This is a genomic window from Nostoc sp., assembly GCF_036916575.1.
Lineage (GTDB): Bacteria > Cyanobacteriota > Cyanobacteriia > Cyanobacteriales > Nostocaceae > Nostoc.
This window is the reverse complement of record NZ_JBALGC010000120.1, coordinates 26165-37563: the sequence shown is the minus strand read 5'-3', so window position 1 is coordinate 37563 and position 11399 is coordinate 26165. Positions and strand designations below refer to the sequence as shown.

9 protein-coding genes and 1 pseudogene are annotated in these 11399 nt (G+C 45.6%); 3 read left to right on the top strand and 7 right to left on the bottom strand.

Going from position 1 to position 11399, the window contains the following annotated elements:
• Both V7L29_RS26920 and V7L29_RS26915 read left to right on the top strand, forming a co-directional pair.
• Positions 1-191, top strand: a 191-nt coding sequence (locus V7L29_RS26920) for a hypothetical protein (protein ID WP_334737364.1), incomplete at its 5' end; no start/stop codon positions are given.
• Positions 192-277: 86 nt separating this feature from the next.
• Positions 278-454 (top strand): hypothetical protein, encoded by a 177-nt coding sequence (locus V7L29_RS26915; RefSeq protein ID WP_334737363.1) that lies wholly within the window; start codon positions 278-280, stop codon positions 452-454.
• A gap of 352 nt (positions 455-806) precedes the next feature.
• On the opposite strand, the gene metX is transcribed toward V7L29_RS26915, so the two are convergent.
• The 7 genes from metX to V7L29_RS26880 all read right to left on the bottom strand — a co-directional run bounded on the left by metX (position 807) and on the right by V7L29_RS26880 (position 9289).
• Positions 807-1886: a homoserine O-acetyltransferase MetX gene (metX, locus tag V7L29_RS26910; protein WP_334737362.1), complete on the bottom strand. Its 1080-nt coding sequence runs from the start codon at positions 1884-1886 to the stop codon at positions 807-809.
• Positions 1887-2184: 298 nt separating this feature from the next.
• Complete coding sequence (locus tag V7L29_RS26905) at positions 2185-3498, bottom strand: O-acetylhomoserine aminocarboxypropyltransferase/cysteine synthase family protein (RefSeq protein WP_334737361.1); 1314 nt, start codon at positions 3496-3498, stop codon at positions 2185-2187.
• A 198-nt stretch (positions 3499-3696) separates the two neighbouring features.
• A complete protein-coding gene (locus V7L29_RS26900) occupies positions 3697-3921 on the bottom strand; it encodes a hypothetical protein (protein ID WP_334693243.1) in 225 nt (74 codons plus the stop codon).
• 236 nt (positions 3922-4157) lie between these two features.
• Complete coding sequence (locus V7L29_RS26895; protein WP_334693244.1) at positions 4158-5729, bottom strand: adenosine deaminase; 1572 nt, start codon at positions 5727-5729, stop codon at positions 4158-4160.
• A gap of 458 nt (positions 5730-6187) precedes the next feature.
• A complete protein-coding gene (locus V7L29_RS26890; RefSeq protein WP_334693245.1) occupies positions 6188-7084 on the bottom strand; it encodes an SDR family oxidoreductase in 897 nt (298 codons plus the stop codon).
• Between the two features lie 263 nt (positions 7085-7347).
• Entirely contained in the window at positions 7348-8049 is a 702-nt protein-coding gene (locus V7L29_RS26885; protein ID WP_334693246.1) for a response regulator transcription factor, read from the bottom strand.
• Positions 8050-8056: 7 nt separating this feature from the next.
• Entirely contained in the window at positions 8057-9289 is a 1233-nt protein-coding gene (locus V7L29_RS26880; RefSeq protein WP_334737360.1) for a sensor histidine kinase, read from the bottom strand.
• Between the two features lie 940 nt (positions 9290-10229).
• On the opposite strand from V7L29_RS26880, the pseudogene V7L29_RS26875 reads away from it, so the two are divergent.
• A pseudogene (locus V7L29_RS26875) lies at positions 10230-11211 on the top strand (aldo/keto reductase).
• Positions 11212-11399: the final 188 nt, after the last annotated feature.

The following is an 11399-nucleotide window of genomic DNA, read 5'->3' as shown; positions in this document are numbered from 1 at the left end:
CTCTAGTTCTCCTTCTCCCAAGTTGGGAGAAGGGGTTAGGGGATGAGGGCAAAACGTCCTCTCAAAGCAGATTTTTTCTTAAGTTGACACCAATGGGCAATGCCGTGCCCCTACAAAAATCTGTGGTTCAATTGCCTGAAAATAGCTGTAAGTTGGGAATAACTTGGGAATTGGAAATAACTAGGAAATAACTCGGTAATAACTTCAGACAGCTTGGGACTGAAGTTGTGATTGAGCATTGTTTGATGGAATTGTCAACCATTTAAAAGCAATTCTGATGAAACGTAAACAAGCCGAATTTATTCTGACAATATTGGGTGTTGCTGAAGTTGTGGCTACTTTCTACACGATTTACCCGCCTGTTGCGATCGCACTAACTCCTGTAGCTATTTACTGCTTGGTAATCATTTATATTAATGACACAAAGAACAGCAAAAATAAACCCAATGCCTAAAGATGCGATCACACTTGAAATGAGTAGTGTGATTGCCTTTTCAACTTGATCATTCCACCTCTAAACGTCATCGTTCAAGCTCAGAACTCGGAAGGCCGCGCTTTTATCTCGGAACTTCAAGCTCAGAACTCGGAAGGCCGCGCTTTTATCTCGGAACTTCAAGCTCAGAACTCGGAAGGCCGCGCTTTTATCTCGGAACTTCAAGCTCAGAACTCGGAAGACCGAGCTTTTATCTCGGAACTTCAAGCTCAGAACTCGGAAGGCCGAGCTTTTATCTCGGAACTTCAAGCTCAGAACTCGAAAGGCCGACCTTTTAGCTCGGAACTTCAAGCTCAGAACTCGAAACGCCGAGTTAGGAGGCTGATAAATCTAAACTTTGCTCAAAAGAGATTAGTATTTCATTTAATGCAGCCATGTCAATTAAAAATGCATCATGTCCGTGGGTTGACTTTAGCCACGCCAGTTGAGCATTAGGAATTAAATTTGCTAATTCTTGTTGCTCTACTGGAGGATAGAGGATATCAGAATCAATTGCGACAACTAGAGTCGGTTGCTGGATGCTTTGCAAAACAGATTCATAATCTAATAAATTAGGAACTGTGCGATCGCGTGCAACATCATGGCGATCCATTACGTGGGTGAGAATGATATAAGTGTTAGCATCAAATCGCTCTACCAGTTTTTGACCTTGATGTTGTAAATAACTGGCCATAGCAAACTGCTCAGATGTATCATGCTGCCGCCCAAAGCGGGTTGTAAAACTATCCCAGGAACGGTAAGTAGACATTGCCATCATCCGTGCCACTGCTAATCCTTGATTTGGGGGCGCATCCAGAGTATAGTTCCCTGCTTGCCAGTTTGGATCGGCATAAATTGCCTGTCTTTGGGCTTCACTTAATCCAATACACCAAGCGGAATGTCTTCCAGAAACAGCGATGGGTGCGATCGCTTTCACCTTTTCTGGATATAATAAAGCCCACTCCAATACTTGCATCCCACCGAGTGAACCGCCAATTACTAATCGCAGAGATTGAACACCGAGATATTCTAGTAGTGCAGCTTGCAGGTGAACCATATCTCGGATTGTAATCTCAGGGAAGGATACACCATAAGCCTTTCCCGTTATGGGGTTGATAGTAGTTGGCCCAGTTGTGCCATAACAACTTCCCAAGATGTTGCTGCACACAATAAAATCGCGTTCTGGATTGAAAGCTTTCCCTGAACCAAACAAAGATTCCCACCAATCATTAGCGTCAGCCGAACCAGTTAAGGCATGACAAATTAGTACCCCATTATCGCCTTGAGCATTTAACTGTCCCCAGGTACGATAAGCAACCTGAATCCCAGTTAATGTTTCACCCCCTTCCAGTTGAAATAGCACCGTCATCTGGTAAAACTGGGTTTGCGGTGAGATGAAGTCTGAGTAGATCATATCTAGGATTGTGTCTAAGAGGCAGTGAAAATGGGAAATGAGGAGAACTAACTCCAAACTCTAGTCCTGTAAAAGTGGGTAAAAATTCTTAAAAAGAAATTTCTCTGTTATCTCTGTGTCGCGCCAGTTGCTAAAGAGCGGGAATGCTAAGAGCGAACAAGTCGGGGAACCCGCCCAACGCACTGGCTTCTCTGTGCCTCTGCGGTTCAATAAATAACTTATAAACCACTCCAGACGCAGAGGAACCAGAGAGAGAAAAAGATTTTAGAAGTCATCTTGACAGGGTTACTCTAAACTCCTAACTTTCCTCTGTTTTCACTTGCCGAAATGCCTGCTCAAAATCTTCTTTGATATCGTCGATATGTTCAATTCCCACCGATACCCGCACCAAATCGGGTTTCACACCCGCTGAAAGCTGTTCATGATCACTTAGTTGTTGATGGGTTGTGGAAGCGGGATGAATGACAAGGGTTTTAGCATCACCAACGTTTGCTAAATGACTCGCCAATTTCACATGATTAATAAAAGCTCTACCTGCCTCTAGTCCACCTTTGATGCCAAAGTTTAAAACTCCTCCAAACCCATGCCGAAGATATTTTTTCGCTCGTTCATGATCGGGGTGATTAGAAAGTCCCGGATAATTAACCCATGATACTTGCTCTTGCTGCTCTAACCACTGAGCCAATTCTAGGGCATTGCTCACATGCCGATCTACACGTAGGGAGAGAGTCTCTAATCCTTGTAGTAAAAGAAAGGCGTTAAATGGACTCAAGCACGGCCCAAAATCCCGTAACCCCTCAACTCTGGCGCGGATAATAAAGGCAATGTTGCCAAATGTTCCACTAGGGCCAAACACTTCTTGAAAATTCAGCCCATGATAACCGGGTGATGGCTCAGTAAACAGGGGAAATTTGCCGTTACCCCAGTCAAATTTACCCGAATCGACAATTACGCCACCAATGGAAGTACCATGCCCACCAATCCATTTAGTTGCAGATTCCACTACAATGTCTGCACCATATTCAATGGGTCGAGCTAGATACCCACCAGCACCAAAGGTATTATCCACAATTAAAGGTATGCCGTTTTCGTGGGCAATGTGAGCTAAAGCGGCAAAATCGGGAATGTTGAATTGGGGATTGCCAATGGTTTCAACGTATAGGGCTTTGGTGCGATCGTCGATCGCCTGACGGAAACTTTCTGGATCATCTCCTTCCACAAACTTGACATTAATACCTAGTCGTGGCAAGGCTACTTTAAATTGGTTATATGTTCCCCCATACAGAAAACTAGTGGAAACAATATTATCTCCAGCCTGAGCAATGGTACTGATTGCCAAGAATTGTGCCGCCTGCCCACTAGCGGTTGCTAATGCTGCTACACCCCCTTCTAAGGCAGCAATCCGCTTTTCAAATACATCCGTCGTCGGGTTCATGATCCGGGTGTAGATATTACCCAATTCCTGGAGAGCAAACAACCGCGCTCCGTGGTTGGCGTCATCAAAAACGTAGGAAGTTGTTTGGTAAATTGGCACAGCACGAGCATTAGTTCCCGGAGCCGGCTCTTGTCCAGCATGAACTTGCAGGGTTTCAAAACGATATTGTTCAGACATAAGCAGTTATTTTAGTTTCCAATATAAAGAAGTAATAATACTATTTGAGCGTTCTGTGAGATTAATCAACGGTAATTAGTCAGACTTACCGTATTTTAATCTAAAATATTTTTGACACAAAAAATCTATTACCCTGCAAAAACCAATATTAGCGAAGAAGGCGAAGGGAAAAAGCTTTAATTCCTTCCCCTTCCCCTTTCATGGAACCATTATTAAACCCGGATTAATCATCCCTGCCTCTTGAATTGTTGAAAAAGCAGTTTCCCCGATGATGTGATGAGCCGCAGCCGTTGGATGAATGCCATCCCAAAACAAAAACTTGTCTGGGTTACTACAGGTGTCAGAGCCAGATAAACATGGAGTGATCACATTGGTAAAGTTAAAGGCTGCCGGATTTGCGTAGGCGTAGCCCGCCTTTGGCATCGCATTTCGATACAAGGTGTTGGCATCTTATACCACAATCTCCAGATCGGAATGCTGTTGACTTAGGATTTTGAGCGATCGCCTCAAGCCTTTGACTCAGCTTCTCCTCCAACAAAATATTCAGCTTATTACAAGTATTAAAAAAAATATGAAAAATCGATAGGGGCACATCCATACTCACTGTCCCAAACTGAAATCGGTCTGGTGGGTAAATGCTCATACACCTGTTTTAATTATCAAAGCCAGTTCTGCAATGACTCAAACCGAGCAAATTCCGACTCTAGTTGCCATTGAATTCGTGCGTGTTCGCTCTTTTGCAAAAAAGCACTGCACCCTTGAGAAACAGAGGTATCACCAGGGGTATCGCTTGCACAAGCTGGAACCATCGCCTTAAACTCAGGCGACTTCCAGAGACTATTTCCGGGAGCGAAACTATATTCTAAGCTATTGCGAGCTAGTCGCTTGAGGTCTTTATATCCCAGCCCGTATCTAGTTGCCGCTAACAAATACTCATGACTTAAATCAATGCGGGAAATGCCTTCATCATCAGAGGCAAGAGTCATTGGTACTCCAGCTTTCCAATACTCCATAAAAGGATGCTGATTTCCCTGGACATTCAAAATGACCTCATTACTGGTCAGGCAGATTTCTACCAACACGCCGCGTCGTTGCATTTGCGCCATCAACTCGAAAGGACGCTCTTCAAAAAGAATATCCACTCCATGTCCGATGCGAGAGGCTTGTGCTATTTCTACAGCTTGCCGAATATGAAAACGTAAATCCTCGGTCGGAACCAACCCCAAAGTTAACTCTCCAGCATGGAGTGCGACCTTAACATTGGGAAATTGGCGTTTTAAAAATTGCAGCATCTGCATTTGCAGGGTGTAGTCACGCAGTGCAATCGGGTTATCCTCTGGGGCCACGAGATTGATACCAACTACTCGCTTTTGTGATGAAGCTAGTGCAAAGGCATAAGCTAACTGAGCAAATACTTCAACAGGCGATTTTGTTCTTGTCGTTTGCTGCAAATAGCGCACCGTTACTGTACATCCAGGCTGTGCCGATGGAGTGCCGCAACTGAGTGTTTTCGAGACTTCACGCTCCAACTGTGTTAATTGCTGACTGCCGAGTGTCACTAGCTTAGTTAATCCTCGCTTGAGTAATTGACGGTGCATCAGAGCAAAATCTTGATTCCAACCAACTTCACGCCCTAGCTGTCGAACCTCACTGCCCTGAACGGTAAGCATTAATTCTAGATAGCTAATATGTTGTGAAGCTGCCCGATTTGCAACTTCCGCGACCATATCATCTCGACGGCTTGCAGAATCTGATATTGCTCCAAAACCAATAAAAGCGTCAAAAAATTGGTCGTGTCCAGATTTTCCAGCAAATTGGAGGTTGCGAGTAGACCAACGATTTATTAGGGAATCATAAACAGATGTTCGGTTGAATAATTCTGAGGCTGGAAAATAGCTACTGTCTTGACCGCAAGCTAATGGTTCAACTAAAGCCCCCGCCTTTGGATTCACACAATACCCATCGGTGGCAGCCCACTCCAGATAGTGTTCTGCGTACACAGCCCCGCTGAGATGACTGTGGATATCTCCTCCCTTCGGCATTCGCTGTACAAATGCTCGTAAAGCCGCAGGTTGAGTGCGATGGGCTTCAAACCAATTAGCAGCTTGAGCTTCACTCCGAGTCGAGGACTGCTGCGGAGTAGATCGGACTTGAGCTGCTCCACTAAATATAAAACAGCTAGAACTCGTTAATACTCCTAAAAACAAATATAAAGGCGCTCGTCTATGCATATGGATGTATGTTTTTGTCAAGTTATGGCCAGCCGTTTTTCTGGGGCTATAAAAAAGCTGACTGTCTTGATCAGCATTTATCATTCGATTGATCATCCCAGTATGAAAGCGATTGCCTAAACTTTTGTCAATAAGCAGCGTTTAATAAGATCATTTTGAACTCTGTTGAGAATATAACAGTGTTATTGACATGATGCGATCGCCCTGTATCAGTAAATAAATCAAAGCGCCTACTCTTCGGGAACTGCTTGGCAAAACGTGGTTGATTTGTGGGCGTAGTCAGTTATTTGTTTTAATAAAGTGCTTTGATTTATTTTTATGGATCTCCCTTATCGTGAGCGTGTGTCCTCATTGCTAAAGCGCTCAAACAGCATAGTGGTAACAAATCTCATCTCTACAGTACTGGACATGCTCCACAACGCGATCAACCAATTGCCAGCTTATAGCACAAACGGACATTACGCAATACCGACACCACCCGTTATACCATAAACCTCTCCTGTGATGTAGCTTGCCTCCTGTGAAGCAAGGAGTACGTATACAGGAGCGATTTCTACAGGTTGTCCGGGTCGTCCCAGCGGAACCGTGGAGCCAAATTTCTCAATCTTTTCCTGAGTCTGACCGCCACTAGGCTGTAGCGGCGTCCAGAACGGACCGGGCGCTACAGCGTTGACGCGCACACCCTTCTCAATCATTTGTTTAGAGAGTGCTTTGCTGAAAGCAACAATGCCTGCTTTGGTAAGTGCATAGTCCATGATCCCCTGTGAAGGTTCATACGCTTGAACAGAAGCTGTATTAATGATGGCTGCACCTGGTTTCAGGTGCGGCACTGCCGACTGCGTAATCCAAAACAACGCGTAGAGGTTAGTCTTGAGTACTTTATCGAACTCCTCGGAGCTAATATCCTCAAGGGAGGGATGAGTACTCTGGGCGCCAGCATTGTTGACGAGAATGTCTAAACCGCCCAGAGATTCTACCGCATCTGTCACAAGTTTTCGGGAAAAACTCTCATCCGTGATGTCACCAGGAAGAGCGATGCCTTTGCGTCCCGCTTGTTCGATCAGTTTTATCACCTCTTTTGCCTCCGACTCTTCACTAGGGAGATAGGAGATTGCCACATCCGCCCCTTCACGCGCGAAGGCGATCGCTACGGCACGCCCGATACCGGAATCTCCTCCGGTGATCAATGCCTTTCGGTTTGCAAGCTTTCCACATCCTGTATAGCTCTCCTCACCGTGATCCGGTTGAGGGATCATCTCTTGAGTGAGTCCCGGTGCAGGCTGCGGCTGACGGGGGAAGGGCGGTTCTGGATATTGCCGACGTGGATCTTGCATCTTTAATCGATCGTTTGTCATCTGTTGCTCCCCGATTGTGGTGTATTCAATTGTAAAATCGCTTTTGCATCGTATCTATCCACTTGGTGCAAGATTATTGTTGTAATTAGTAATAGCTTTAAAACTCTGGCGCATCTGTTCGACTCTACCTTTCGGCAGACCCCCAATCAGGTGGTGATAGGAACTAAATTCCGAGATAAGTCTTTCAAAGCAAACAGGTGAGCAGTTAGAGAAAGGATGAGCCAACTATACATTTCAAGCTGCCATCATCAGAATTCAAACGCCTATGTGGAGTGCATATCGCCTGAGATTGGAAGGTTAGTTACTTCTGCATTTAATAAGTAATCCTCACTTCCAAAGATCGAATTGGCGGCGATCGCTAACTGAGCGCGGTTCTTGCAATCGAGCCGACTGAGCAAATGCGTTACATGAGTCTTGACTGTGCCTTCGGTGATAAATAACTGCTCAGCGATCTCTCGATTTGTGCCTCCATTGGCAATCAACTGCAAAACCTCCTGCTCTCGCCGCGTTAGTGTCTCCAATTTTGGCGAAGCGGTTGGTTTAGCAATGCCCAAAGGATTTTTCATCAGCTTGTCCAACAGCCCCGGAGCCAATTGAGCATAGCCCTGATACGCCAGCCGAATTGCTTGCACTAGCTCCTCTACGGGCATATCTTTTAGCAAATAGCCTTTCGCACCTGCCCGGATCGACTCGGCAATATACTGGTCATCGTCAAATGTGCTAAGTACGAGCACTTTCACACTAGGAAATTGTTCGCAGATCCTTCGTGTTGCGGCTCTGCCGTCCATTAACGGCATTCGCACATCCATTAGCACCAAATCAGGCTGGAGGGCTGCGACCTGCTCGATCGCCATCTCGCCATTACTGGCAATCCCCACTACCTGCAAATCTGGCTGCAACTCCAACATCGTTTTCAGCCCTTGGCAAATCAGGCTTTGATCATCCACTATTAACAGGCGAATCATAAATTAACTAGCTAGACGACATTTCTGGCACGATAGTTGTCAAAGGTACTTCCACCCCAATTCGACAGCCCCTTCCTGGTTCTGTCTCCAAAGTAAATGTGCCCCCCAGTGCAGCGATTCGCTCCTGCATTCCTTGCAGTCCAAATCCTATCCCAATGGAACTACCCCGATTAAACCCACATCCATTGTCTACAACACTCAGGCGCACGATTTCGGATGTTGTCTCAATTTCTACCGTCACTGCTGTTGCCCGAGCGTACTTGTAAATATTGGTCAGCGCCTCCTGAACAATTCGGTATAGTGCATTCACGATCGCAGCAGACATCGGCGCATTACTTTTTGCTGCTGTCTGCCCTATTATCTGCATTTGCGTTTCAATGCCACTTCCTTGGCGAAAATCATCGACCACAGCGGCGATCGTCTCAGTCAAAGACTGCTCTGCTCGATTATCTTCGCGCAATGCCTGCACCGATTTTCGCACCTCTTGCATGGCAGTTACACCCAACCGTCGGGCTTGCTGCAAAAAAGGTTCTGCCCGGACTGGCTCCTGTTGCCAGAGCAACACTGCCGTTTGTAGTTGTACATTCAACGCTGTCAGCGCGTGCCCTAAAGAATCATGAATATCACGAGCAATCCGATTGCGCTCCTGGGCGGTTGCCAACTCTTCTGCCTGGGAGGCATACAGGGTAAGCTGCTGATGCGCTGTCGCCAGATCCTTCTGCGCCTGACGTTCAGACAGCAGTGTATTGACTAACATTAGCACCAGGAACAGCCCCAATCCAAACATCAGCGTTTCGGCAACTAGGTGCATCCAAAACTGCTCCTTGAGCTGGGGCACAAGCGTTGTCATATTCTGCACATAGCTGGTTTGATGTAGCAAAAATAACACTAGTAACATTCCTCCAACTGCCCAGCGTTCGATCATGCCGAACAAGAAGCAAGTGCGAATAAATACAATCAGGTACAGCGTCGGCAAAATGTGGAGATATCCCAGCGTTGTTCCGTAGAAAATTAAGCCAATTTGGGCAAATGTATAGAGGATTTTAACGGATGATTTGCCCGTTGGCAGTACCCACCCCATGACGCAAAGCAACATCAAAACTGAAATGTGCTGGAGAGGCAACCGCCGCCCAGCGATCGCTTCCAATACAGCTAAGGAACCGCAGCTTGTAAGCATGACCCATTCGGTATACACTAAAAAGCGAAATGGATTGGGCTGGAATTTTAGAGCAAATAGCATAGAATAATCGCCACACAAAGATTTTCTTTAAAAATACTCTCAATACTCGCAAACTGCTATGCCCCTTTCGTTGTTAGCTAGGAACCATCTCAACCAAAGTCGTAGCCTAACTACTACTTTGGTTGAGCCAAAATACAAGACATTCTTCAGATGTTTTCAGCGAGGATGAATGGTCTTCAGAGTTTTGGTGAACCGACTAGTACAGTTCGGCGGAAGTCACTCATTCAAAAGCATTATGGAATAAGCTCTTTAGGACTTTTCAATGGTGACTCGTCTTGCAAAGTGACGCTCCTGCGTCGCTAACGCTGCGCTAACTGATGCCTACGGCGGGCTACGCCAACGGCGGGAACCGCCGCTCAACGCCAGTGACGCTCCTGCGTCGCTACCGCTACGCTAACGCCCAAGTCGGGAAACCCGCCTAAGCGACTGGCTCGACTTTGCGCTATTTACGCGCCCGCTGTACTAATTATGCTGTTGTTTTCTTTCCTAGAATCAAGTAGCCAAATCCTTTACGGGAAAATCAAATAGAAGAATTTGTACTCTGTGGTGCGATCGCTGGTGTATTTGCTCGTAAGCTATTCCACATAAATTTAACCATTAAGTTTTATCTACTTGACAAGATTCTATTTTTCTTAACTTGACACCAATGGCAAGATGCCCATCCCACAAAACTAGTAAAATCATCCCGCAATTATGCAACGCCTCGATTTTCAGATGTTTGGCAGAAGAAACAGTCCAAGTTTACCCCAGGACGGCTTGCTCAAGCGATGGGTGCAGTTTTCGTCGCCCGCATTCTGAATGCATCTCCTTACAATGTTAATGCGTCCCCTTGCAATGCCAATGCATCCTGATGCAATGTTAATGCGTTCCTCTGCATTAAAAACGCTACGCTTTTACGCAAAACTGTACTAGACCCATTAGTGACTAGGAGATTATTTATATGAAAACCAGAAAGCTAGGTAAACAAGGGTTAGAAGTTTCAAATATCGGACTTGGTTGCATGGGAATGTCTGAGTTCTATAGTGGTCGTGATGAAATTGAAGCGATCGCCACAATTCATCGGGCATTGGAACTTGGAGTTAATTTTCTCGATACTGCTGATATGTATGGGCCCTTTACTAATGAGCAACTAGTAGGCAAAGCAATTAAAGATCGCCGAGATCAAGTAGTGTTAGCAACCAAGTTTGGCAATGTCCGCACTGAAGACGGCGGTTGGAAAGGGATTAGTGGCAAACCTGAATATGTCCATCAAGCTTGCGATGCCTCGCTAAAACGCCTGGGAGTTGAAGTGATTGACCTCTATTATCAACATCGGGTAGATCCAACCGTACCCATTGAAGATACTGTAGGAGCAATGGCAGAGTTAGTCAAGCTTGGGAAAGTGCGTTATTTAGGACTTTCGGAGGCTGCTCCTGCCACGATTCGACGGGCTGTGGCAGTTCACCCGATTACGGCACTGCAAACAGAATACTCTCTTTGGAGTCGCGACCCAGAGGATGAAATTTTACCTACTGTGCGCGAATTAGGAATTGGGTTTGTTCCCTATAGCCCATTAGGAAGAGGGTTTTTATCAGGTGCAATCACCAGCCCTGATGATCTGGCACCTGATGACTATCGCAGAAATGCTCCTCGCTTTCAAGGTGAGAATTTCTATAAGAACCTACAATTAGTCGAGCAAGTGAAGGCAATTGCCACCGAAAAAGGAGTAACATTCTAGTCAGCTTGCTTTAGCATGGCTATTCGCTCAAGGAGAAGATATTGTCCCAATTCCTGGTACAAAACGCCGTACTTACTTGGAGGAAAATATTGCAGCTACCGAAATTACTCTGACTGAACAAGAGTTAAATCGACTTGAAGCAGTTGCACCAAAAGATGTGGCAGCAGGTGGGCGCTACCCTGACATGAGTAGTGTTAACCGTTGAGCCATCTGAGTGCTGGAGTATTTTTTCAGATTCTGCTTTTGATGAGCGTAGGCCTCGCTTGAATAAAGAGCGATGGGCTACGCCTCACAAGAGCGATCACTCACGTCAAATTTACTATAGAACAATTGATTTTAAGTCAAAAAATTTATGGATATAAACTTAACTAAGGAGCAAGGAGAGCGATAAAT

Excerpts from the sequence above, each read along its gene's own strand:
- V7L29_RS26895 (WP_334693244.1), bottom strand. The coding sequence starts at position 5,729 with ATGCATAGACGAGCGCCTTTATATTTGTTTTTAGGAGTATTAACGAGT.
- V7L29_RS26905 (WP_334737361.1), bottom strand. The coding sequence starts at position 3,498 with ATGTCTGAACAATATCGTTTTGAAACCCTGCAAGTTCATGCTGGACAA.
- V7L29_RS26880 (WP_334737360.1), bottom strand. The coding sequence starts at position 9,289 with ATGCTATTTGCTCTAAAATTCCAGCCCAATCCATTTCGCTTTTTAGTG.
- V7L29_RS26915 (WP_334737363.1), top strand. The coding sequence starts at position 278 with ATGAAACGTAAACAAGCCGAATTTATTCTGACAATATTGGGTGTTGCT.
- V7L29_RS26885 (WP_334693246.1), bottom strand. The coding sequence starts at position 8,049 with ATGATTCGCCTGTTAATAGTGGATGATCAAAGCCTGATTTGCCAAGGG.
- V7L29_RS26900 (WP_334693243.1), bottom strand. The coding sequence starts at position 3,921 with ATGCCAAAGGCGGGCTACGCCTACGCAAATCCGGCAGCCTTTAACTTT.
- metX (WP_334737362.1), bottom strand. The coding sequence starts at position 1,886 with ATGATCTACTCAGACTTCATCTCACCGCAAACCCAGTTTTACCAGATG.
- V7L29_RS26890 (WP_334693245.1), bottom strand. The coding sequence starts at position 7,084 with ATGACAAACGATCGATTAAAGATGCAAGATCCACGTCGGCAATATCCA.